At 55.0% G+C, this 23,015-nt stretch carries 20 protein-coding genes; 13 read left to right on the top strand and 7 right to left on the bottom strand.

Going from position 1 to position 23,015, the window contains the following annotated elements; translation table 11 throughout:
• Positions 1-84: 84 nt before the first annotated feature.
• Positions 85-687, bottom strand: coding sequence for a protein-methionine-sulfoxide reductase heme-binding subunit MsrQ (gene msrQ, locus DEU53_RS13560; protein ID WP_110867449.1), 603 nt, complete (start codon positions 685-687; stop codon positions 85-87).
• Positions 688-1,692 carry a protein-methionine-sulfoxide reductase catalytic subunit MsrP gene (gene msrP / locus DEU53_RS13555; protein ID WP_101762837.1) on the bottom strand — a complete coding sequence of 335 codons (1,005 nt, stop codon included), beginning with the start codon at positions 1,690-1,692 and terminating at the stop codon, positions 688-690.
• Positions 1,693-2,016: 324 nt separating this feature from the next.
• Between msrP and csrD the strand changes: the two genes are divergently transcribed.
• From csrD to tldD, 8 genes are all read left to right on the top strand, one after another.
• Positions 2,017-3,963, top strand: coding sequence for an RNase E specificity factor CsrD (csrD, locus tag DEU53_RS13550; protein WP_110867448.1), 1,947 nt, complete (start codon positions 2,017-2,019; stop codon positions 3,961-3,963).
• A 310-nt stretch (positions 3,964-4,273) separates the two neighbouring features.
• On the top strand, positions 4,274-5,317 hold the full coding sequence (gene mreB / locus DEU53_RS13540) for a rod shape-determining protein MreB (RefSeq protein WP_007891976.1): 1,044 nt from the start codon (positions 4,274-4,276) through the stop codon (positions 5,315-5,317).
• 150 nt (positions 5,318-5,467) lie between these two features.
• Positions 5,468-6,502 (top strand): rod shape-determining protein MreC, encoded by a 1,035-nt coding sequence (gene mreC, locus DEU53_RS13535; RefSeq protein WP_008101989.1) that lies wholly within the window; start codon positions 5,468-5,470, stop codon positions 6,500-6,502.
• Positions 6,499-6,987, top strand: coding sequence for a rod shape-determining protein MreD (mreD, locus tag DEU53_RS13530; protein ID WP_110867447.1), 489 nt, complete (start codon positions 6,499-6,501; stop codon positions 6,985-6,987). Before mreC ends, mreD begins: the two co-directional genes overlap by 4 nt.
• 8 nt (positions 6,988-6,995) lie before the next feature.
• Positions 6,996-7,589, top strand: a complete 594-nt coding sequence (locus DEU53_RS13525; protein WP_101762840.1) for a nucleoside triphosphate pyrophosphatase — start codon at positions 6,996-6,998, stop codon at positions 7,587-7,589.
• Entirely contained in the window at positions 7,579-9,048 is a 1,470-nt protein-coding gene (gene rng, locus DEU53_RS13520; RefSeq protein WP_101762841.1) for a ribonuclease G, read from the top strand. The genes DEU53_RS13525 and rng overlap by 11 nt, the downstream gene beginning before the upstream one ends.
• A gap of 46 nt (positions 9,049-9,094) precedes the next feature.
• Positions 9,095-12,913: an AsmA2 domain-containing protein YhdP gene (yhdP, locus tag DEU53_RS13515; RefSeq protein ID WP_110867446.1), complete on the top strand. Its 3,819-nt coding sequence runs from the start codon at positions 9,095-9,097 to the stop codon at positions 12,911-12,913.
• A 64-nt stretch (positions 12,914-12,977) separates the two neighbouring features.
• Positions 12,978-14,423: a metalloprotease TldD gene (tldD, locus tag DEU53_RS13510; RefSeq protein ID WP_110867445.1), complete on the top strand. Its 1,446-nt coding sequence runs from the start codon at positions 12,978-12,980 to the stop codon at positions 14,421-14,423.
• Between the two features lie 41 nt (positions 14,424-14,464).
• On the opposite strand, the gene aaeR is transcribed toward tldD, so the two are convergent.
• Positions 14,465-15,382, bottom strand: coding sequence for an HTH-type transcriptional activator AaeR (aaeR, locus tag DEU53_RS13505; RefSeq protein ID WP_101762846.1), 918 nt, complete (start codon positions 15,380-15,382; stop codon positions 14,465-14,467).
• 258 nt (positions 15,383-15,640) lie between these two features.
• Here aaeR and aaeX point away from each other — a divergent pair, with 258 nt between their 5' ends.
• The 5 genes from aaeX to DEU53_RS13480 all read left to right on the top strand — a co-directional run bounded on the left by aaeX (position 15,641) and on the right by DEU53_RS13480 (position 20,609).
• On the top strand, positions 15,641-15,844 hold the full coding sequence (aaeX, locus tag DEU53_RS13500; protein ID WP_021508145.1) for a p-hydroxybenzoic acid efflux pump operon protein AaeX: 204 nt from the start codon (positions 15,641-15,643) through the stop codon (positions 15,842-15,844).
• 10 nt (positions 15,845-15,854) lie between these two features.
• On the top strand, positions 15,855-16,784 hold the full coding sequence (gene aaeA / locus DEU53_RS13495; protein WP_101762847.1) for a p-hydroxybenzoic acid efflux pump subunit AaeA: 930 nt from the start codon (positions 15,855-15,857) through the stop codon (positions 16,782-16,784).
• 11 nt (positions 16,785-16,795) lie between these two features.
• The gene (gene aaeB, locus DEU53_RS13490; protein ID WP_110867444.1) at positions 16,796-18,748 is read left to right on the top strand and encodes a p-hydroxybenzoic acid efflux pump subunit AaeB; all 1,953 of its coding nucleotides are present in this window, start codon (positions 16,796-16,798) and stop codon (positions 18,746-18,748) included.
• A gap of 111 nt (positions 18,749-18,859) precedes the next feature.
• Positions 18,860-20,314 (top strand): NAD-dependent succinate-semialdehyde dehydrogenase, encoded by a 1,455-nt coding sequence (locus tag DEU53_RS13485; protein ID WP_110867443.1) that lies wholly within the window; start codon positions 18,860-18,862, stop codon positions 20,312-20,314.
• Between the two features lie 25 nt (positions 20,315-20,339).
• On the top strand, positions 20,340-20,609 hold the full coding sequence (locus DEU53_RS13480) for a hypothetical protein (RefSeq protein ID WP_110867457.1): 270 nt from the start codon (positions 20,340-20,342) through the stop codon (positions 20,607-20,609).
• 50 nt (positions 20,610-20,659) lie between these two features.
• Here the strand turns inward: DEU53_RS13480 and yhcN (DEU53_RS13475) are convergent, their stop codons facing one another.
• From yhcN (DEU53_RS13475) to argR, 4 genes are all read right to left on the bottom strand, one after another.
• The gene (yhcN, locus tag DEU53_RS13475) at positions 20,660-20,926 is read right to left on the bottom strand and encodes a peroxide/acid stress response protein YhcN (RefSeq protein ID WP_008101968.1); all 267 of its coding nucleotides are present in this window, start codon (positions 20,924-20,926) and stop codon (positions 20,660-20,662) included.
• A 101-nt stretch (positions 20,927-21,027) separates the two neighbouring features.
• Positions 21,028-21,294 carry a YdgH/BhsA/McbA-like domain containing protein gene (locus DEU53_RS13470; protein ID WP_110867442.1) on the bottom strand — a complete coding sequence of 89 codons (267 nt, stop codon included), beginning with the start codon at positions 21,292-21,294 and terminating at the stop codon, positions 21,028-21,030.
• Positions 21,295-21,384: 90 nt separating this feature from the next.
• On the bottom strand, positions 21,385-21,648 hold the full coding sequence (gene yhcN, locus DEU53_RS13465) for a peroxide/acid stress response protein YhcN (RefSeq protein WP_101762851.1): 264 nt from the start codon (positions 21,646-21,648) through the stop codon (positions 21,385-21,387).
• 489 nt (positions 21,649-22,137) lie between these two features.
• Positions 22,138-22,608 (bottom strand): transcriptional regulator ArgR, encoded by a 471-nt coding sequence (gene argR / locus DEU53_RS13460; protein WP_008101964.1) that lies wholly within the window; start codon positions 22,606-22,608, stop codon positions 22,138-22,140.
• Positions 22,609-23,015: the final 407 nt, after the last annotated feature.

Here is a 23,015-nt window from a genome sequence, read left to right as displayed (position 1 = left end):
GTCTTATCTGCGAAGTTGATCGAATGCGGCCCGAAGGCCACACTTTTTAACAGATCTCGCGGGAGGAACACAACCGTGCGGGGATTATCTGGGGAGAAGTCTACGCAACTTATTGTAACGCCACGCTAACAGCGCAATGGCCAGCACGGTGTAGATCACCGGCTGAGGGGAGAGCACTTTCACTGACCAGATATAGTGTATCGGCACGAGGATCGCGACCAGATAGACGCCGTTATGCAGCGTTTGCCAGCGACGACCCAGTTTGCGCTGCATGCGCTGGAATGAGGTGATGGCGAGGGCGAAGAGAATAATCCAGCTGATCATCCCCAGTAACAAATAAGGACGCGAAACCAGCTCGCTGCCGAGTAAACGCAGATGATCGTAGCCAAGTTCCAGCAGGTAGTAGCTGGTAAGGTGCAAACTGGCCCAGGCGAAACACCACACGCCGAGCAGGCGGCGAGTGCGAATCAGCAGCGGCTGTTTCAGGTAGCGTGTCAGCGGGCTGACCAGCAGCGTGGCGAGCAGCAACTTAAGCGCCATTCTGCCGGTAAAATGCTGGATATCTTTGGCCGGATCAGCGCTCAGCCAGCCCTGACTCGCTGCCATAAACAGATACACAAACGGCAGAAAAGCCGCCAGATGCAGCACGACTTTCAACGCAGTGATGTGACGTAAAGAGAGGCGCACTCAATAGTTCTCCCGTAAATCCAGGCCGCGATACAGCGACGCCACCTCTTTCGCGTAGCCGTTGAACAGCAGCGTAGGTTGGCGATCAACCTTCAGAATGCCGCCCGCACCGATAAAGCGCTCGGTTGCCTGCGACCAGCGCGGATGATTCACATGCGGGTTCACATTGGCGTAGAAACCATACTCATTGGCGGCGATCTGGCTCCAGGTCGTTGGCGGGCGATCGTGCGTCAGCGTAATCTTCACAATCGATTTAATCCCTTTGAAGCCATATTTCCACGGCACCGTCAGGCGAATCGGTGCGCCATTCTGCGGCGGCAGCGCTTTGCCATACACGCCGGTACTCAGCAGCGTCAGCGGATGCATCGCTTCATCAAGCCGCAAGCCTTCCACATAGGGATAATCCAGCCCGCCGCCGATAAAGCGATCTTTCTGACCCGGCATTTGGTCGGGTGCGTATAGCGTTTCAAACGCCACAAAGCGCGCATTGCTGGTGGGTTCAGCCAGTTTGAGCAGCTTGTTGAGTTCAAAACCGACCCACGGAATCACCATCGACCAGGCTTCGACACAGCGCATGCGGTAGATGCGCTGCTCCATGGCAAAACGCTTGAAGATGTCATCCATATCCAGCGTGATCGGTTTGGCAACTTCGCCTTCGATACGCAGCTTCCACGGATCGGTTTTCAGCGTGCCAGCGTTGGCAGCAGGATCGGCTTTATCAAGGCCAAATTCATAGAAGTTGTTATAACCTGACACCTTATCAAACGGCGTGAGCGGCAAATCGGCTTGCCATTCAGCCGGTTTAGTAAAATCTAAATCACGGCCAGCGGGCGCGGGCGGACGATCATTGCCTTTAAACCAGCTCAGCACATCGGCTTGCGCGGTGCCGGGTAAACTGGCTGCTGCTGCACCTAATCCCAACGCTTTTAGCACCTGACGGCGGCGCATATTAAAGACGCTTTCTGGCGTGACGTCGGCTTCTGTGAGCAAGTGCTTCAGGTTCATGACGTTCTCCTGTGAATAGTAAATTATGACCAGCATGCTCAACTTCAGTGTCGGGCGCGAACTTGCGGGGAAAAATGTGAAATTTCCTGGCGCATCGCCCTCTTTGAGAATAGGACGAAAAAGCCCATAGCAAAGTCAGGCCATCACGGTTTAACGCTATACTCGCGCCGTAGCGCTTATCATGCTGTGTTATGTGCGATTTTGATGCCAGTCTGGCGCTGAATCACACCTTGATTTGTGCTATTTTGCTCAGGTTTGCGCCAGGGGTAAGCGTGGCGCCAACGGATTAACACCGTTCATAACCGCAGTGATGCAGGCACAGGGATGCGATTAACAACTAAATTTTCTGCGTTTATTACCTTATTAAGTTTACTGGCGATGATATTGATGCTGGTGGGCTGCGCTTTTAGTTTTATCTGGCTATCGCAGCAGCGCGTGGAAACGCGGATGCAAACGCTGGCGACTGAAGTGGATAAAGCACTGGCTTCACAATCGCCGCAGGAAATCACGCAGTGGCTGACGCGCATGATGCCGGTGGTCAATGCCGAACAGATGCAGCTGCTGAACGGCAATACGTTAGTGTTTAGTTTAGCCCGCCATGAAAATCCGATGTTAGAAGATGAGCCCAATCGCTTTGTGCAGTTCGATTTGCCCCTGACGCATTCGCCGGGCCTCGAACTGCGCGTGGTGGTGCTGGATCCGGCCAAAACGCTGTTTCGCTCCTTTACCGGCACTTATACGCTGGTGGTCCTGTTTACGGTCGTCGCGATCATGTGCGTGCTGCTGGTCATGACCAACCGCTGGCTCAAGCGGCGCTGGCAGGATATGGAGCAATTAGAAGCGCGCGCCGATCGCATTCTGACCGGTGAACGTCGTTCGCAGGAGGACCATGTCGCGGAATGGCCGCCGAAAGCCAGTCGCGCCATCGATGCGCTGCTGGGCGATTTGCAGGAAGCGGGCGAGCAGCGTTTACGCATCGATACTTTAATTCGCACCTTTGCGGCGCAGGATCCGCGTACCGGCCTGAACAATCGTTTGTTCTTTGATAACCAATTGGCGACGTTGCTGGAAGATCAGGAAGATGTCGGCACGCACGGCGTGGTGATGATGGTGCGTCTGCCGGACCTCGATATGCTGCACGAAACCCTCGGCCCAACGCTGGTGGAAGAGTATCTGTTTGATTTGATTAATATGCTGTCGACCTTTGTGCTGCGCTATCCGGGCGCGCTGCTGGCGCGATATTTCCGCAGTGATTTCGCCGTCTTGCTGCCGCATCGCACTTTAAAAGAAGCCAACAGCATTGCCGATCAACTGATTAATGCCGTCGATTCACTGCCGCCGATGCGCATGGTCGATCGTGATGATTTGATCCACATCGGAATCAGCGCGTGGCGCAGCGGTCAGAGCGTGTCGCAGGTGATGGAAAATGTGGAGATGGCTACGCGGCGTGCGACATTGCAGGGCGGTAATAGCTGGTCGGTTGGCGAAGGCAATACGCTGGATATGGGGCGCGGCAGTGTGCGCTGGCGGACCTTGCTGGAGAACACGCTCAATCGTGGTGGTCCGCGACTTTACCAAAAGCCGGCGGTGTTGCTGGATGGAAAAGTCCATCATCGTGAATTACTGACGCGTGTGTTTGATGGCGACAAAGAAGTGGTGTCGGCTGAGTTTATGCCGCTGGTATTGCAGCTGGGTATGACTGACAGCTGGGATCGTCAACTGGTGACGCGCATCGCGGCGCTTTCGGAAGTGTGGCCGGACGAAACTCTGGCACTTCCCGTGAATATTGATTCGCTGTTGCAGCGGCCTTTTCAGCGCTGGCTGCAAAAACTGCTGCTACAGTGCAGCAAATCGCAAAGAAAACGTTTTTTATTTGAACTTGCTGAGGCCGACGTTTGTCAACACATCAGCCGTTTAGTGCCGGTTTTTCACATGTTAACCGCATTTGGCTGTCGCATTGCGGTGGATCAGGCTGGTTTGACGGTGGTGAGCAGCGCTTATATCAAACAATTCCCGATAGAAGTGATTAAACTTGCGCCGGGTTTGGTACGCAATATTGAACGACGCACCGAGAACCAGCTGTTTGTGCAAAGCTTGCTGGAAGTGTGTAAGTCATCACCAACTCAAGTTTTCGCCGCGGGTGTGCGAACACGCGCGGAGTGGCAAACGCTGTCGGGATTAGGTGTTTCGGGCGGGCAGGGCGATTTCTTTGCGCCCTCGTTGCCGGTCAACAGTAATGTAAAGAAACACTCGCAACGTTATCGAATTTAGACCTTCAGCGCGCGAAGTGCAGGCTGATGGCTGTTTTTATCGCTTATTAGTGCCGGAGCGCGCGATGCTGGCGGCTGGAAATGTTAGATTTTATGTCGAAATTCGCCGGCTAGCGCCGGGGCAATTTAGGTTAAAACGGCGTGTTAACGCCATTTAACTGCGGCAAAAGACCCTACGATCAGGCCAAAAAAGTATTCAGCGTATTTTTTCACCGAAGCCGAACGTTTTTGCGCCTTGTAGCGGCTTCGCGTGGTTGGTAAAGTAGGCGGATTTTATTTTCCGCCCCCAGCTTGCAGGATTATCCCTTAGTATGTTTAAAAAATTTCGTGGCATGTTTTCCAATGACTTGTCCATTGACTTGGGTACCGCGAATACCCTGATTTACGTGAAAGGACAAGGCATCGTGTTAAACGAGCCTTCTGTGGTTGCCATTCGTCAGGATCGTGCCGGCTCCCCAAAGAGCGTAGCGGCTGTCGGTCATGACGCTAAGCAGATGCTGGGCCGTACGCCGGGCAACATCGCTGCTATCCGTCCTATGAAAGATGGCGTGATCGCCGACTTCTTCGTTACCGAAAAAATGCTGCAGCACTTCATTAAGCAAGTGCATAGCAATAGCTTTATGCGTCCAAGCCCGCGTGTGCTGGTCTGCGTACCGGTGGGTGCGACCCAGGTTGAGCGTCGCGCCATCCGTGAATCTGCACAGGGTGCAGGCGCACGCGAAGTGTTCCTGATTGAAGAGCCAATGGCTGCGGCGATTGGTGCAGGTCTGCCGGTTTCTGAAGCAACCGGTTCTATGGTGGTGGATATCGGTGGTGGTACCACTGAAGTAGCAGTGATCTCGCTGAACGGCGTGGTTTACTCCTCTTCTGTGCGTATTGGTGGTGACCGCTTCGATGAAGCTATCATTAATTATGTTCGCCGCAACTACGGTTCACTGATTGGTGAAGCGACTGCAGAGCGTATCAAGCATGGTATCGGTTCTGCTTATCCGGGCGATGAAGTACACGAGATTGAAGTTCGCGGCCGTAACCTGGCAGAAGGTGTGCCACGTGGCTTTACCCTGAACTCGAACGAGATTCTTGAAGCGCTGCAGGAACCGCTGACCGGCATAGTGAGCGCGGTGATGGTTGCACTGGAACAGTGCCCGCCAGAGCTGGCCTCTGACATCTCCGAGCGCGGTATGGTGCTGACCGGAGGTGGCGCATTGCTGCGTAACCTCGATCGCCTGCTGATGGAAGAGACCGGTATTCCGGTAGTCGTGGCAGAAGATCCGCTGACCTGCGTAGCACGCGGCGGTGGTAAAGCGTTGGAAATGATCGACATGCATGGCGGCGATTTGTTCAGCGAGGAGTAATTCCTCAACGGCTGAGGCCCTGGTCAAATTGCGCAGGGAATAGCGCCTATGCTGACGCTGCAACGCACGACGGCGAAATGCGTCCAGCCCTGAGGCGTTGGTGATTTAGGCTAACGCTTCTTCCCTGATGTCGAGGAACACGCAGAATTTATGAAGCCGATTTTTAGCAGGGGACCTTCCCTGCAGTTGCGCCTCTTTCTGGCAGTCATTGTGGCTATCGCGATTATTATCGCCGATAGCCGCGTGAGCTCCTTTTCCCAGATCCGCAACTACCTGGACACATCGGTCAGTCCATTTTATTTTTTGGCCAACGGGCCAAGACAACTTCTTGATGGCGTTTCCGAAACCCTGGCGTCACGTCAGCAATTGGAGCTGGAAAATAAAGCACTGCGCCGCGAGCTCTTCCTGAAAAACAGTGACTTGCTGATGCTGGGGCAATATAAGCAGGAAAACGCGCGTCTGCGCGAACTGCTTGGCTCGCCGCTGCGCCAGGATGAGCACAAGATGGTGACGCAGGTGATCTCCACCGGCACCGATCCTTATACCGATCAGGTGGTTATCGACAAAGGCAGCGTAAACGGTGTTTACGAAGGCCAGCCGGTGATCAGTGATAAAGGTGTAGTCGGTCAGGTGGTCGCGGTGGGTCAGGTGACCAGCCGCGTACTGTTGATTTGCGACGCGTCGCATGCGTTGCCGATTCAGGTGCTGCGTAATGATATTCGTGTTATTGCCGCCGGTAATGGCTGCAGCGAAGATCTGCAGCTGGAGCATCTACCGGGCAACACCGATATTCGCGTGGGCGATGTGTTAGTCACGTCTGGCCTGGGCGGCCGCTTCCCGGAAGGTTATCCGGTTGGCGTGGTCTCTTCGGTGAAAGTCGATACACAGCGCGCTTACACGGTGATTCAGGCGCGTCCAGCCGCTGGCTTGCAGCGTTTGCGCTATCTGCTGCTGCTGTGGGGCGCGGATCGCAACGGCGTCGCACCGATGGCACCGGACGAAGTGCACCGCGTGGCCAACGAACGTTTAATGCAGATGATGCCGCAGGTGCTGCCGCCAGCAGGCGAAATGGGCCCACCGGCACCGGATACTTTGCAGTCTTCGCAGCAAATGGGGCCACCGCAACCCGCTAACAGCAGTCGTTCGCAAGGGAATTCTGCGAACACACGCGGAGGCCAGCCTTGAGTCGATATCGCAGCCAGGGCCGATGGGTTATCTGGCTGTCCTTTCTGATTGCCCTCATCCTGCAAATCATGCCGTGGCCGGAACAGATCTATATGTTCCGGCCATCATGGCTATTGCTGATCCTCATTTATTGGGTGCTGGCGCTGCCGCATCGGGTGAATGTTGGTACCGGTTTTTGTCTTGGTGCCATTATGGATCTGGTGGCGGGTTCAACGCTGGGCGTGCGCGCGTTAGCCTTTAGCATCATCGCGTATCTGGTGGCCTTTAAATTTCAGTTATTCCGAAACTTAGCGTTGTGGCAGCAGGCATTAATGGTTATGGTGCTGTCCCTTGCGGTGGATGTGATTGTTTTCTGGGCAGAATTCATGGTGATCAACGTTTCTTTCCGTCCGGAAATCTTCTGGAGTAGCGTGGTCGACGGCGTCCTGTGGCCCTGGCTATTCTTATTGATGAGAAAGATTCGCCGTCAATTCGCTGTTCAGTAAGGAATACTATGATAAGCCTGTACCTCGCATCCGGTTCACCGCGTCGACGTGAGCTGTTAACGCAGCTTGGTCTGCAATTTGAACGCCTGATTACCCACGTAGAAGAGCAGCGTCAGCCTGAAGAAGCGGCTGACGCTTACGTGCGTCGTCTGGCGTCAGATAAGGCGCGCGCGGGCGTCGCTGTGGCACCGCAGGATCTGCCGGTGCTGGGTGCTGATACCATCGTGGTGCTGAACGGTGAAGTACTGGAAAAACCGCAGGATGCCGCGCACGCCGCCGCGATGCTGAGCAAGCTGTCGGGACAAACTCATCAGGTGATGACCGCGGTGGCGCTGGCCGATACGCAGCGTGAGCTGGATTGTCTGGTGACCACGGACGTGACCTTCCGCACGATGACGGCGGAGGAAATTTCGCACTATATTGCCAGTGGCGAGCCGATGGATAAAGCCGGCGCGTACGGAATTCAGGGCCTTGGCGGCAATTTTGTCCGCAAGATTAATGGAAGTTATCACGCCGTGGTGGGATTGCCGCTGGTTGAGACCGGTGAGCTGCTGAGTCATTTTCAGTCACTGCGGGCGTTAAGGGGACAAGATGACGGCTGAACTGCTGGTAAATGTGACACCTTCGGAAACCCGTGTTGCCTACATTGATGGCGGCATTCTGCAGGAAATCCACATTGAGCGTGAAGCACGACGTGGCATCGTGGGCAACATCTATAAAGGACGCGTCAGTCGCGTCTTACCTGGCATGCAAGCGGCCTTTGTCGATATCGGCATGGAAAAAGCCGCCTTTCTGCACGCTTCCGACATCATGCCGCACACCGAATGCGTGGCGGGTGATGAGAAGAAAAATTTTGTAGTGCGCGACATTGGCGAGCTGGTGCGTCCCGGCCAGGATCTGATGGTGCAGGTGGTGAAAGATCCGCTGGGCACCAAAGGTGCGCGCCTCACCACCGACATTACGTTGCCTTCACGCTATCTGGTATTTATGCCCGGCGCGTCACACGTTGGCGTCTCGCAGCGTATTGAGAGCGAGGCTGAGCGCGAACGACTGAAAACGGTGGTTGCAGCGCACTGTGACGATCTCGGCGGCTTTATTATTCGTACCGCTGCGGAAGGCATTGGTTCGGAAGAGTTGTCGCAGGATGCCGCTTTCCTGAAACGTTTGTGGACCAAAGTCAGCGAGCGTAAAAAGCGTAATCAGACGCGCTGCCTGCTCTACGGTGAGCTGGCGTTAGCGCAGCGCGTACTGCGAGATTTCGCCGGTGCCGCGCTGGATCGCATTCGCGTGGACTCACGTTTGACCTGTGATTTGCTGGTGGAATTTACCAGCGAATATATTCCGGAAATGGCCAGCAAGCTGGAGCTTTACAGCGGCAAACAGCCGATTTTTGATCTGTTCGACGTTGAGAACGAAATCCAGCGTTCGCTGGAGCGTAAGGTCGAGCTAAAATCCGGCGGCTATCTGATTATCGATCAAACCGAAGCCATGACCACGGTGGATATCAACACCGGCGCGTTTGTCGGACACCGCAATCTCGACGAGACCATCTTCAACACCAACATTGAAGCGACGCAAGCGATCGCGCGTCAGCTGCGACTGCGCAACCTCGGCGGCATCATCATTATCGATTTCATCGACATGAGTAACGACGAGCATCGCCGCCGCGTGCTGCATTCGCTGGAGAGCGCGCTGAGCAAAGATCGGGTGAAAACCGGCATCAATGGTTTCTCGGCGCTCGGTTTGGTGGAGATGACGCGTAAACGCACGCGTGAAAGTATTGAACATGTGCTGTGCGCCGATTGCCCGGTGTGTAAAGGGCGCGGCACCTTGAAAACGGTGGAAACCGTCTGCTATGAGATCATGCGTGAAATTGTGCGCGTGCATCACGCCTACGATTCCGACCGTTTCCTGGTGTACGTTTCCCCGGCGGTGGGCGACGCGCTGAAGGGCGAAGAGTCACACGCGCTGGCGGAAGTGGAGATTTTCGTCGGTAAACAGGTCAAAGTTCATGTTGAACCGCTCTATACCCAAGAGCAGTTTGATGTCGTCATGATGTGATTTTGAGGTTGAGTTCCGCAAGCCAACGGACAGCAAGGAGAGGTGTGTGAGGCGGTTGCCGAGGATTTTGTTACTGCTGCTCGCCGCAATCATCGTAATTGTGGCGCTGCTGGTCAGCGGGTTGCGCCTCGTGATGCCGCACCTCAACAGTTATCGCAGCGATATTCTGCAGACGATCTCACGCGTCAGCGGCGTCACGGTGACGGCCAGCGAACTGCAGGGCAAATGGGAGAATTTTGGCCCGACGCTGCAGATGCGCAATCTCAACGTCGCGATGCAGGAAGATGGGCAACTGACCATCGGCCGCGTCAATCTGGCGCTCAATGTGTGGCAATCGCTGCTGCACTGGCGCTGGCAATTCCGCGATCTCACCTTCTGGCAGCTGCATCTCGAAACCAATCATCCGCTGTTCACCAGTGACGAACAGAAGAACAGCTTCAAACCTGCGCAAATCAACGATCTGTTTTTGCGTCAGTTTGATCACTTCGATCTGCGCGACAGCAGCATCCGTTTTCTGACGCCGTCCGGCCAGCATGCTGAACTGGCGATCCCGCGCCTTACCTGGCTGAACGAAAATACCCGTCACCGCGCCGAGGGCGAAGTGAGCCTCTCCAGTTTTACCGGCCAGCATGGCGTGGTGCAGGTGCGACTTGATCTCAACGACAGCAACGGTTTACTCAGCGATGGCCGCATCTGGATGCAGGCCGATGATGTGGATGTGCGACCGTGGATTGGTCCGTGGCTGCGTGATAACACCAGCCTTGAAAGCGCGCGCTTCAGTCTGGCCGCGTGGGCGAATTTGCGCGATGGCGATCTCTACGCCGGTGATTTGCTGTTGAGCAAAGGTGGCGCGCGCTGGCGCGGCGAGCAGGGCGATCATCAATTAGAGGTTGATGGCTTAACCGCGCACTTGTCGCGCTACCAGAATGGCTGGAGCCTTTCGGTACCGCAAACCCGCTTGAGAACGGATGGCATCGCATGGGCGCCAGGACATTTTTCCCTGCTGTGGAAGCCAGAAGATAAGCAGATGCTCGGCGCCAACAGTGCTCCGGAGATGCGCGTGCGTGCCACGCAGCTGGATTTAGAACGTCTAGCGCCCGTCGTTCCGCTGTTTGCACCGCTTTCCCCAACCTTGCTGGATAACTGGCGTGCGCTACAGCCACGCGGCCACATTGATGCGCTGGCGCTGGATATCCCGCTGCAGCAGCCTGAGCAAACGCGTTTGCAGGTGAAATGGCGCGATCTCGCCTGGCAACAGTGGGAATTACTGCCGGGTATCAGCAATCTCAGCGGGAGCGCCAGCGGCAGCTTAAACAACGGCTTGCTGGATGTGGCGATGGGCCAGGCGGAAGTGCCGTACGGCGATATGTTCCAGGCTCCGCTGCAGATTAAACAGATCACTGGCCAGCTCAACTGGCTACGCGATGCTAACGGCTTAACGCTGGATGGACATCAGCTGGATGTGCAGGCCCGTTCGCTGTGGGCACGCGGCGATTTCCGCTACCAGCAAAATTTGGGTACCGCGCCGCGCCTCGATATCCTCGCCGGAATTCGCGTTATCGATGCTGGCGATGCGTGGCGTTATTTCCCGCAGCAGCTGATGGGTCACGATCTTACTCACTATCTCAGTGACGCGATTAAAGGCGGGCAGGTGGATAACGCCACGCTGCTGTTTGCTGGCGATCCCTCGCTGTTCCCGTTCAAACACAATGACGGCATGTTTGAAGTTTGGGTTCCGCTGCGCAATGCCACCTTCCAGTTCCAGCCCGGCTGGCCAGCGCTGGAAAACCTCGACATCAATCTCGACTTCCTCAACAACGGTTTGTGGATGAAAGCCGATAAAACCAGGCTCGGCGAGGTTGATGCGCGCAATGTCAGCGCGGTGATCCCGGATTACCTGAAAGAGAAGTTGATCATCGATGGTGACATCAGCGGCGAAGGCAAAAAAATCGCTGACTATTTCGAGCAAACACCACTGAAACCGACGCTCGGCGCGGCGCTGCAGGAGCTACAGATTGGCGGCAATGTGCGCGGCACGTTGAATCTTGATATTCCACTGGATGGCGAGCAGGTGCACGCCAGCGGCAATGTGATGCTGAACAACAACAGCCTGCATATCAAGCCGTTAAATACCACGCTGAACAATCTCACCGGCCGCTTCCGTTACAACAACGGCAATCTGGAGAGTGAAGAGCTGCAGGCCAACTGGTTCGGGCAGCCAACCGGCGTGAGTTTCAGCACGAAAGAGAATCCCAACGATTTTGGCGTGAACGTCAAACTGCTGGGCGATTGGCAGCCAGGTAAACTCAAGGTGCTGCCGGATGCCATCACGCGCCAGTTAGACGGTTCTTTACCGTGGCAGGGCAATGTGGATATCACGCTGCCGCATAAAGGTGGCGCAACCTACAAAGTTGCACTGCAAGGCGAGGGCAAAGCAGTAAGCAGTCACTTACCTGCACCGCTGGATAAAGCGGCCGGTGAAGCGATGCCGATTACCATCAACGCGGATGGTGATCTTAAAGGCTTTACCTTGAGCGGCAGCGTGCGCGAGCGCCATCGTTTCAATAGCCGCTGGATTCTGGAGCCGCAGCTGCGCGTTGATCGCGGGATCTGGCTGAATGATGCGAAAAGCACACCGAAGCTGCCCGAGAAGCGCGGCATGGAGCTGAATCTCCCGCCGCTGAACGGCGAAGCCTGGATGGGGATGATGGCTGGCGCGGGCAGTGCGCGTAACGCTCAGGGCGAGCCGGAAGTGGGCGGCGCGGCGCTGCCGGGCGACTTTATTCTGCGCACACCGGCGCTGACGCTTGGTGGTCAGCAATGGCACGACGTTAACGCTACCGTTACGCAGGGGCCAGCCGGCAATACCCACTTGCAGCTGGAGAGCCGTGAAGCACGTGGCAGTTTGCAGACGGCGCAGCGCTCTCCGTGGCAGATCAACCTGAGCTATCTTTACTACAATCCTGAATGGGCTGAGAAAAGCGATGGAAAATCATCGCCGTTTGGCGGCAACAGCAGCAACATCAACTTCAGCAGCTGGCCAGCGTTGCAGCTCAACTGTGATGAGTGCTGGATTCGCGGGCAGAAGTTTGGCCATATGCAGGCGAAGTTACAGCCGCAAGGCGATACGTTAGCACTCACTAACGCCTCGATTGATTCTGGCAGCTCAAAATTAAATGTGGCGGGGGAATGGGTGAATAAACCCGGCGATCAGCGCACTTCGCTGAAGGGCAGCCTGAGCGGCGACAACATCAATGATGCGGCTAACTGGTTTGGCATGAATACGCCGCTGCGCGATGCACCGTTTAAACTCGATTACGATCTGCACTGGCGTTCTGCGCCGTGGCAGCCATCGGAAGAGACGCTAAGCGGTACGCTGAAAACCCACTTTGGCAAAGGTGAGATCGCCGATGTGAATACCGGTCGCGCCGGGCAGTTGCTGCGCCTGTTTAGCTTTGATGCCTTGCTACGCAAGATGCGCTTCGATTTCAGCGACACTTTTAGTGACGGTTTCTATTTCGATTCGATCAATGGCACCGCGTGGATTGAAAACGGTGTGATGCGTACCGATAACCTGCTGGTGGATGGCCTGGAAGCGGATATCGCCATGAAGGGCAACATCGATTTGGTGAAGCGTCAGATCGACATGGAAGCGGTGGTCGCCCCGGAAATCTCCGCGTCGGTTGGCGTCGCCACTGCATTCGTCATCAATCCGGTGGTCGGTGCTGCGGTCTTCGCCGCCAGCAAAGTGCTGGGACCGCTGTGGAATAAGATTTCACTGTTGCGCTACCACATCAGCGGACCGCTGGATAAGCCGGAAATCAATGAAGTACTGCGCAAACCGCGTGAAGACGAGAAGAAGTGAATTTGACGCCGTCGGGTAATTGCCGCAGGCTATGACTATCCGAGCACATAATGAGTGAGAAACGATGACTCTGAATCTGGTAAGTGAGCAGTTGCTAACTGCGAACAGCATTAATCAGCAGGACCTTTATTCCCTGTTAGGGCAGCTTTCAGAACGTCGTCTGGATTATGCCGATCTCTATTTCCAGTCCAGTTTCCACGAATCCTGGGTGCTGGAAGACAAAATTATTAAAGATGGTTCTTACCATATCGATCAGGGCGTGGGCGTCCGCGCCGTGAGCGGCGAGAAAACCGGTTTCGCCTACGCTGACCAGATTTCCCTGAATGCACTGCGTCAGTCGTCTGAAGCGGCGCGCAGCATTGTGCGTGAACAAGGCAACGGCAAAGCGCATACCTTATCGGCGGTGCTGAACCGTTCGTTGTATGCGCCCGTTAATCCGCTGGATAGCCTGACGCGCGAAGACAAAATTGCCCTGCTGCACCGTGTTGATAAAGTGGCGCGTGCTGCCGATCCACGTGTGCAGGAAGTGAATGCCAGTCTGAGCGGTGTTTACGAACAAGTGCTGGTCGCCGCAACTGACGGCACGCTGGCCGCAGATATTCGTCCGCTGGTGCGTCTTTCCATCAGCGTGCAAGTGGAAGATCAGGGTAAACGCGAACGTGGCTCAAGCGGCGGCGGCGCGCGTACCGGTTATGAATTCTTCCTCGCTGATGAGAGCGGTGATGTGCGTGCCGATGCCTGGGCGCGCGAAGCGGTGCGCATGGCGCTGGTCAATCTCTCCGCCGTGGCGGCACCCGCTGGCATGTTGCCGGTGGTGCTGGGCGCAGGTTGGCCGGGTGTGCTGCTGCACGAAGCCGTTGGACATGGTCTGGAAGGTGACTTCAACCGTCGTGCGACATCGGTATTCAGCGGCAAAATGGGCCAACTGGTGGCTTCAGAGCTGTGTACCGTGGTTGACGATGGCACCATTGAAGGTCTGCGCGGTTCGCTGGCGGTCGATGATGAAGGCGTGCCGGGCCAGTACAACATGCTGATCGAAAATGGCGTGCTGAAAGGCTACATGCAGGACAAGTTGAATGCGCGCCTGATGGGCGTCAATCCAACTGGCAATGGTCGCCGTGAATCTTACGCGCACCTGCCAATGCCGCGCATGACCAATACTTACATGCTGGCAGGCAAATCGACGCCGCAAGATATCATTGAAAGCGTGGAGTACGGCATTTACGCGCCAAACTTCGGCGGCGGCCAGGTTGATATCACGTCCGGTAAGTTCGTGTTCTCCACCTCAGAAGCTTATCTGATCGAGAACGGTAAAGTGACGACGCCCGTGAAAGGCGCCACGCTGATTGGCTCCGGCATCGAAGCGATGCAGCAGATCTCGATGGTCGGCAACGATCTGGCGCTGGATAAAGGCGTCGGCGTATGCGGTAAAGAGGGACAAAGCGTACCGGTTGGCGTGGGTCAGCCAACGCTGAAGCTGGATAAAATCACCGTAGGTGGTACCGCCTAACGTTGTCAGGTCGCCATGTATGGCGACCTGAACATCTGCCCTCAACCTTTCCGATGCTGCTGATACTGCTGCGCTACCTGCCTGAAATACTCGGTCAGATAATCAATGCACACCTGCACTTTCAGCGGCAGCTTGTCTTTCTCGGTATAGAGCGCATAGACCGGGCGCGGCTCCGAGTGATATTGCGGGAACAGAATATCGATCTCCCCCGCATTGATCTCATCAATCACCCACATCAACGGCACATAGGCGATACCGCAACCTGCTTTCAGCCAGCGAATCAGCGTCTGCGAATCGTTGGTGACGAAACGGCCCTGCGGCGTAAGGCGGGTAACCAATCCTTCCGGCGCAACCAGTTCAAAAGTGTTATCCGGCCGCACGCTATATTCCAGCCACGAAAAATTATCGATCTCGCTGGGTTTTTCCGGCGTGCCATGCTGCGCCAGATAGCTCTTCGCCGCGCACACCACCATCGGCATTGCACCCAGCCGACGCGAGAACAAGTTCGAATCCTGCAGCGCGCCCACGCGCACCACCAAATCCAAACCGTTGGCAATCAAATCGGGAGCAGGAATGCCCGTCACCAGATTGACCCCCAAACCCGGATATTCGCGTAACATTTCGCTGGTCATCGCCGATAACACATTCTGCGCCATCGTCGATGAGCAGCCGATCCGTAGAATACCGATCGGCGTGTTGTTAAAGGCGTACAGCTGCTCGTGTACCTGCGACGCCTCCGCCAGCATGCGGCGACAGCCCTGAAAATAGATCTTTCCGGCCTCAGTCAAGCCAATGCTGCGCGTGCTGCGATTAAGCAATTTAACCTGTAACTCATCTTCCAGTTTGGCGACAATCTGGCTGATAGACGAAACGCTAAGCTGTAGCTGGCGCGCCGCGGCGGTAAATGAACCCAATTCAACCACTTTGGCGAAAATGGACATGCTTTTAAGTCGATCCATTGTTTACTCTGGCTAAAAAGTGATTTAGCTCACAATATGTAGAAAACGTATAGTCAAGCGCGTTACTATACGCGCGCTGGGTCTCTTCACTGCACCTGAACACGGCTGTGTTAGCCCGATGATACGCTATGATTAGCTCAACGCGGCCTGAATGTTGCCATCAGTTTATCCGTCATCCCCTGATCGTAAACCCAACGTGCTATACGGCACGTGGGCAGGTATCGGTGCAATCCGGCAAGGTCGAACTAAGGATCCGAAATGAGTGTGCTTCCGGTATTTGTCGTATTCGGGCTGAGTTTTCCGCCCATCTTCATTGAACTACTGGTTTCACTGGCGCTGTTCTGGCTGGTGAAACGCGTGCTAACGCCTAGCGGGATCTACGATCTGGTTTGGCATCCGGCACTGTTTAACACTGCGCTGTATTGCTGCGTGTTTTACCTTGTATCCCGTTTATTCGTCTGAGGTTTTTTAAGTGAAAGCGCTAATAAGAAAAATCGCGCGATACGCGATTACACTCCTGCTGGTTGTCATCGCCATCGTGATCATCTTCCGCGCCTGGGTGTTCTACACCGAATCACCGTGGACGCGTGATGCCAAATTCTCTGCCGATGTGGTGGCGATCTCGCCTGACGTCACCGGCATCATCACTGACGTGCCGGTGCACGACAACCAGCTGGTGAAAAAAGGCGACACGCTGTTTGTGGTTGACCGTCCGCGCTACCAAAAAGCGCTGGACGAAGCCCAGGCGGATGTCGAGTATTACCAGGCTTTGGTGAGTGAAAAACGCCGTGAAGCCAGTCGCCGCAATCAGTTGGGGACCAGCGCCATGTCGCGTGAAGCGATTGAGCAATCCAACAACGATCTGCAAACCAGCGAGCATCAGCTGGCGAAGTCTGTGGCCACGCGCGACCTGGCGGTGATCGACCTCGATCGCACCACTATCAAAGCGCCATCTGACGGCTGGGTCACCAACCTCAATGTCTATCAGGGCGAATTCATCACGCGCGGCTCGGTAGCCGTGGCGCTGGTGCAACAGCACTCCTTCTATGTGCTGGCCTATATGGAAGAGACCAAGCTGGATGGCGTGCGTCCGGGCTTCCGCGCGCAAATCACCCCGTTGGGGAGCAACGCGGTACTGCGCGGCACCGTTGACAGTATCGCGGCGGGCGTAACCAACAGCAGCAGCACCAGCGACAGCAAAGGCATGGCAACCATCGACTCGAATCTGGAGTGGGTGCGTCTGGCGCAGCGTGTGCCGGTGCGTATTCGTCTCGACGAGCAACCGGGCAACCGCTTCCCGGCGGGGACCACGGCGACGGTGGTGATCACCGGTGCGCAGGATCGCGAAACCAAAGTCTCGCCGCTGGCACAGTTGTTCAATCGCCTGCGTGAGTTTGGTTAAGCGAGGGCGATATGATTGAGTTTTTGCGTTTCCCGGTGAAGCTCACCTTCGCGCTGGTTGCGGCGTTGATGATTGGCTTTCACTTCAATCTGGAAACGCCGCGTTGGGCGGTAATGACCGCCGGCATCGTGGCCGGTGGTACCGCCTTTGCTGCGGGGGGCGATCCCTATTCTGGCGCGCTGCGCTATCGCGGCATTCTGCGCATCATCGGTACTTTTATTGGCTGTATCGCCGCGCTCACCATCATGATTGCCACGGTGCGCGCGCCGGTGGTGATGCTGCTGCTGTGCTGTATGTGGGCCGGCATGTGCGTGTGGCTCTCTTCGCTGATCAAAGTCGAAAACTCCTATGCGTTGGGTCTTGCCGGTTACACCGCGCTGATCATCGTGGTGACGGCGGATGCCAGCGGCGGCTTAACGCTGGCTCCGCAGTACGCGGTTGAGCGCTGCAGTGAAATCGTCATCGGTATTCTGTGTGCCATCCTCGCCGACATGCTGTTCTCGCCGCGTTCGATCAAGAAAGTGATTGAGCAGGAAGTGGACGCGCTGCTGGTGGCGCACTACAAATTGCTGCAGCTGTGCGTCGCGCATGAAGACAAAGAGGAAGTGGATAAAGCCTGGAGCGCGTTAGTGCGTCGCACCACGGCACTCAACGGCATGCGCGGCCAGCTGATGATGGAATCCTCACGCTGGAAAAACTCCAGCCGCCGCCTGCAAATGCTCAACACCTTATCGCTGACGCTGATCACGCAGGCCGCCGAAACTTTCCTGATTCAAAACTCGCGTCCGGAATACATTCCACCGCACTATCGTTTGCTGATCGAAAAAGAGGTCAACAGCGTCAACGATGTGCATAAGCGCATGAAGGTGATGCGTCGCCTGATTGGCGTGAGCAGCAAAACCGTGCCGGTGACGCTGGCGAGTTGGGTCGGCGCGGCCACTGAATATCTGCTGCTGATTAACGGCATTAAAAGTAATAGCCGCATCACCACGTTGGAAGAGAGCATTCTGCAGCGTGAGGTAGTGATTCAGGCGCGCTCTGCGGAAACCCATCACGCGATGATCAACGGTATACGTACCTTCGTCGCCACCGCGCTGGGATCGCTGTTCTGGCTGTATACCGGCTGGACATCAGGCAGCGGCTGCATGGTGATGCTGGCGGTGATCACCGCGCTGGCGATGCGTATGCCGAATCCGTTAATGATGGCGAAAGACTTCCTTTACGGCATGACGGTTGCGGTGCCGCTCGGCGCGCTCTACTTCATCTTTATTCTGCCCGCGACCCAGCAAAGTGCGCTGCTGTTGTGTATCGCCATCGGCGCGCTGGGTTTTATCGGCGGCATCTTCGTGCAGCGTCGTCAGTTGGGTACGCTGGGTGCGTTGATTGGTACCATCAACGTGCTGGTGCTGGATAACCCGATGAAGTTCGAGTTCAACGTATTCCTCGATAACGTGCTGGGCCAGGTGATTGGCTGCTTTGTAGCGATGATGGTGATTCTGCTGATTCGCGATAAATCCAAAGAGCGTACCGGACGTAAACTGCTGAATCGCTTTATGTATGCCGCGGTGGCTGCGCTGACCACTAATCAGGCGCGTCGTCGTGAAAATCACTTGCCGGCGCTGTATCAGCAACTGTTTTTGCTGCTCAACCTGTTCCCCGGCGATATCGATAAGTACCGTATCGCGCTGACCCTGATTATCGGCCATCAACGCCTGCGTAATGCTGAAGTGCCGGTGAATGCGGAGTTATCGGCTTATCACCGCCAGCTGCGCTACACCGCCGATCGCATCATCTCCGCAACCAGCGATGATAAGCGCCGCTATTACTTCGAGCGGCTGCTCAAGGAGCTGGATGTGTATCAGGAGAAGCTGCAGCACTATGCTGCGCCTGATAACGTCACCGAGCCGGTGAAACGTCTGGCGCTGATGCTGGATAAGTATCAGAACACCTTAATACAAATCTGAAACTGGCCGCTGCAACCTGCAGCGGCCTTTTAGATCCCACGCTGACACAAAAACCTCTGATATTGGCATCTATACTTTCCTGACAGGACGCAAACTGACAGGAGAAAACCGATGTCCACTTCCCTGCAACAACACGAATTATTCAAGACCGGCTATTTTGCTGATGGTCAATGGCATAACGCCAGCGCCACCTTTGAGGTGACCAATCCTGCCACCGGCGAAGTTATCGCTAACGTGGCGAAAGCCGGCCAGCAAGAAACCGAACAGGCGATTGCCGCCGCGCAGCGTGCGTTTCCCGCCTGGCGCGATAAAACCGCCAAGGCGCGTGCCGAAATCCTCTATCGCTGGTATCAGCTGATCATCGAGAACAAAAGCTGGCTCGGCCAGTTGATGACGGCCGAGCAGGGTAAACCGCTTAAAGAAGCCGAAGGTGAAGTGGAATACGCCGCCAGCTTTATTCAGTGGTTTGCCGAGCAGGCGAAACGCGCCAACGGTGAAATCATCCCGCCGGCTAAACCGGGCTCGCGCATTCTGGCGACGCGCGAACCAATTGGTGTGGTCGCGGCGATCACGCCGTGGAATTTCCCGATGGCGATGCTGACGCGCAAACTTGGCCCCGCATTGGCCGCAGGCTGTACCGGCATCATCAAACCCGCTAACAACACACCGCTGAGCGCCTTCGCGTTGCTGGCGCTGGCGCAGAAAGCCGGTGTGCCTGATGGCGTACTCAATGCGGTGGCGGGCGATACGCATGCCATCAGCGACGCGATTATGGCCAGCAAGGCGGTGCGCAAAATCTCCTTTACCGGTTCCACCGCGGTGGGCAAAACGCTGATGCGTAATGCGGCTGAAACCATGAAAAAGGTCTCGATGGAGTTAGGCGGCAACGCGCCTTACATCGTGTTTGATGATGCCGATATTGATGCGGCGGTGCAGGGCGCGATTGCCAACAAATTCCGCAACGCCGGACAGGTGTGCGTCAGCGTCAACCGCTTCTATGTGCATAACGCGGTCTACGATCGCTTCGTTAATCAACTGGCCGATGCGGTGGGCAAACTAAAAGTCGGAAATGGCGTGGAAGAAGGCGTGATCGTTGGCCCGCTGATTGAGCCCTCCGCCCTGGAGAAAGTGGAAGAGCACGTCAAAGATGCATTGAGTAAAGGCGGCAAATTGCTGGTCGGCGGCGAACGTCATCCTCTTGGCGGCAACTTCTGGCAACCAACGGTGATTGGCGAAGCGCATGAAGAGATGAAGCTGGCGCAGGAAGAGACGTTTGGTCCGGTTGCGGCTTGCTTCCGCTTTGACGATGAAGCCGAGGTGATTGCGCGTGCCAACAATACCGAATTTGGCCTGGCGGCTTACTTCTACACGCAGAATTTGCACCGGGTATTCCGCGTCTCAGCGGCGCTGGAAGCGGGCATGATCGGCATTAACGAATGCGCGGTATCCACTGAGCTGGCACCGTTTGGCGGCGTGAAAGAGTCTGGACTGGGACGCGAAGGATCGGTGTTGGGGATGGAAGAGTATCTGGAAGTTAAAGCGTTGCACCTCGGCGGACTCAGCTAGCCGCAACAACCAAGAGGGCGTCATGATGAGAACCGAGCGTTTCGATTTCGACGAGATTGTCGATCAAGCCCATTTTTATCGACAGTTTAGCGATCGTTTTGCGTTAGCCGATCTCGCCATCAACGATCTTGACAATCTTTGGGATGCGATTGTCGGTGAGCAACTGCCGTTGCCGCTGGAGATTGAATTTGTAAATCTGGGGAAAGGGCAGAAACGCCGGTATGGCGCATTAATCCTGCTATTTGATGAAGCAGAAGAGGAGCTGGAAGGCCAGCTCCGCTTCAATATAAAGTAAAAAGGGCCCCGGCGAGCGGGGCCAAAGGGTTCGTCTTAATTGACGAGGAATTACTTATACAGCTCAGCTGTCACGTGGTAGCTGTCGCCGGTTTTCGCTTCAATCACTTTGTAAGCGCTGGCACCTTGCTCATCCGCTTTCTGAGAAAGCTCGGCACGATAGTCCATTGGCGAACCGCCGGTTCCGCTGATTGAAATGGTGCTGCCGGTAGGTTGCAGATTCTGCGCCTGTTGTTCGGTGACCAGTTGTGCTGCAGAAGCACCAAAGGCGAACAGGGAAAGCAGGGTAGCAGTTGCGATGGTTGTTTTGATTTTCATAATTTTCTCCTCGTTTAATCAACAACCTGCGGCAGAAAAGGGGTGGCGGGTCGTCGATCTATTGCCTGGCGCCATCAAGGCACCGGACGTTCAATTAGTGATTATTTGTACAGTTCAGCAGTTACGTGGAAAGTATCGCCACGGTTGCTTTCGATGATGCGGTAATGGCTGGCACCCTGCGCATCGGCTTTCTGTGACAGTTCCTGACGCACGTTGGTTTGGTCGCCGTCAACACCGCTCACGCTGATGGTTTGGTTCAGAGATTGCAGCTGTTCAGCTTGTTGGTTTGAAACCAGGCTGGCGGCACTCGCGCCAAAAGAAAGAACAGAAGCCATGCCCAATACTGCGATAGCTAATTTGGTTTTCATGATTCACTCTCCTGAAATGGGGGCCGGCAACCTGAGAGGCAAGAGCGTCTCAAACGGGTCGCCGTTCACATTGCTTTTTAAGCCAATAACTTATTTGTACAGCTCAGCGGTTGCGTGGTAGCTGTCACCGGTATTCGCCTCAACCACGCGATAGGCTTTCGCACCTTGCTGGTCGGCTTTATCGTTTAACTGCTGACGGATATCCATTGGAGAACCGCCCACGCCGCTGACGCTGATGGTGCCCGCAGGTTGCAGATTCGCTGCCTGTTCGGCATTAATAGAATCTGCTGCAAAAGCACCAAATGACAGGGCAGAGAGAACACTTAAAGTCGCGATAGTAGTTTTAACGTTCATGGTATTTTTCCTCGTCGTCTATTTTTATCTTTTTCTTTCGTGTGATTTGCATCACGAAAACAAGTATAGATCTAATCACTCATGAAATTAATACCGAGCTAATAATGTTTGGTTGTAATTCTTTATCCTTATGGCACTTTTTTAGAACCTGAAGTTATAAAAAACGCCTGGATCTTAACCATAGGTGGTTATTTCACCGTAAAAACAATGATCTACATCAAATTATCTTTTAGTGCGAAAGGTCGTGGTTGATCTCGCTGGCTGATACAGATAGAGAAGGGAAAGACACTGAGCACAATGTGTAAAGCAGCGTAAAATAGCGCATAAGGTTAAAAAGGCATAAAGGTCGTACCAATGATAGCGGCTGAAAAGAACCGCCAGGCATATGGATAACTTATTATTTACAAAGGGATTTGTAACAGAATGGTTACGAATGAAGCGCAAAGGGCAAGATAACCGGCAGAGGAACTGCCGGTATGCAGCAGGGTTTTATAGCTCTTGTTCGAATAAAACCAGGATCGCGTCGTACAGCTGTTTTACCGAGAAGGTGCGCGCGGGGGTAATAAAGATGGTGTCATCACCGGCAATGGTGCCGAGAATGCCTTCCGCTTTGCCCAGCGAATCCAGCAGGCGCGCAATCAGCTGCGCCGCGCCCGGACTGGTGTGAATCACCACTAACGCATCGTTGTAATCGATATCCAGCACCAGATTCTTCAGCGGGCTGGTGGTGGTGGGCACGCCGAGTTCAGCAGGCAGGCAGTAAACCATCTCCATCTTGGCGTTGCGCGTGCGCACCGCGCCAAACTTGGTCAGCATGCGAGAAACTTTGGACTGATTAATATTCTCGAAGCCGTCTTCCTGCAGCGCCTGCACGATTTCGCCCTGGGAGCTGAATTTCTCTTCCTTCAATAAGGCTTTAAACGCCTTAATCAAGTCGTCTTGTTTCGATGGGTTTCGCATAAGCTACCAATTAAAAAGGGGTTGCAGAGGGCAACAGGCCCACGGCAGATAAATTATTATGCATTTAGATGAATTTTTATGCAATAAGTCTGGTAAGAGAATCGCGGTAATGACCTGCGGGGCGGGCATCATAACAGAATATGATGTTGCACCAAAATCGCGGGTGGACGCGCAAAGCGAAGGTTGCAAAGTTGTTATATTATTGAAGTGGTAACAACAATATCGATGATCATTGCCGTCCATTGTCTTCTGGCTGCGAATGAATCATTCAGGCGACTTCTGAAGTGGAGATGTCTCGGGAGCCGATTGCGGCGTAGTGTTTAGTGCGCGACAGGTTTAGTCGCTATCGCCTGAGAAGTTGATTAAACTCGTAACCTGATGGATTTTCGGCATATCTCTGCCCCACC

Source organism: Pantoea sp. AG1095 (genome assembly GCF_003208415.1).
In the GTDB taxonomy this organism is placed as follows: domain Bacteria; phylum Pseudomonadota; class Gammaproteobacteria; order Enterobacterales; family Enterobacteriaceae; genus Pantoea; species Pantoea leporis.
Note: the sequence above shows the minus strand (reverse complement) of the source record. Positions and strands in the feature narration are given on the sequence as shown.

Bases quoted from the DNA above. Each gene is read 5' to 3' on its own strand.
- aaeX (WP_021508145.1), top strand. From the start codon at position 15,641: ATGAGTGTGCTTCCGGTATTTGTCGTATTCGGGCTGAGTTTTCCGCCC.
- mreB (WP_007891976.1), top strand. From the start codon at position 4,274: ATGTTTAAAAAATTTCGTGGCATGTTTTCCAATGACTTGTCCATTGAC.
- yhcN (WP_101762851.1), bottom strand. From the start codon at position 21,648: ATGAACGTTAAAACTACTATCGCGACTTTAAGTGTTCTCTCTGCCCTG.
- csrD (WP_110867448.1), top strand. From the start codon at position 2,017: ATGCGATTAACAACTAAATTTTCTGCGTTTATTACCTTATTAAGTTTA.
- DEU53_RS13470 (WP_110867442.1), bottom strand. From the start codon at position 21,294: ATGAAAACCAAATTAGCTATCGCAGTATTGGGCATGGCTTCTGTTCTT.
- yhcN (WP_008101968.1), bottom strand. From the start codon at position 20,926: ATGAAAATCAAAACAACCATCGCAACTGCTACCCTGCTTTCCCTGTTC.
- msrP (WP_101762837.1), bottom strand. From the start codon at position 1,692: ATGAACCTGAAGCACTTGCTCACAGAAGCCGACGTCACGCCAGAAAGC.
- rng (WP_101762841.1), top strand. From the start codon at position 7,579: ATGACGGCTGAACTGCTGGTAAATGTGACACCTTCGGAAACCCGTGTT.
- aaeR (WP_101762846.1), bottom strand. From the start codon at position 15,382: ATGGATCGACTTAAAAGCATGTCCATTTTCGCCAAAGTGGTTGAATTG.
- mreC (WP_008101989.1), top strand. From the start codon at position 5,468: ATGAAGCCGATTTTTAGCAGGGGACCTTCCCTGCAGTTGCGCCTCTTT.
- DEU53_RS13485 (WP_110867443.1), top strand. From the start codon at position 18,860: ATGTCCACTTCCCTGCAACAACACGAATTATTCAAGACCGGCTATTTT.
- argR (WP_008101964.1), bottom strand. From the start codon at position 22,608: ATGCGAAACCCATCGAAACAAGACGACTTGATTAAGGCGTTTAAAGCC.
- aaeB (WP_110867444.1), top strand. From the start codon at position 16,796: ATGATTGAGTTTTTGCGTTTCCCGGTGAAGCTCACCTTCGCGCTGGTT.
- DEU53_RS13525 (WP_101762840.1), top strand. From the start codon at position 6,996: ATGATAAGCCTGTACCTCGCATCCGGTTCACCGCGTCGACGTGAGCTG.
- tldD (WP_110867445.1), top strand. From the start codon at position 12,978: ATGACTCTGAATCTGGTAAGTGAGCAGTTGCTAACTGCGAACAGCATT.
- DEU53_RS13480 (WP_110867457.1), top strand. From the start codon at position 20,340: ATGAGAACCGAGCGTTTCGATTTCGACGAGATTGTCGATCAAGCCCAT.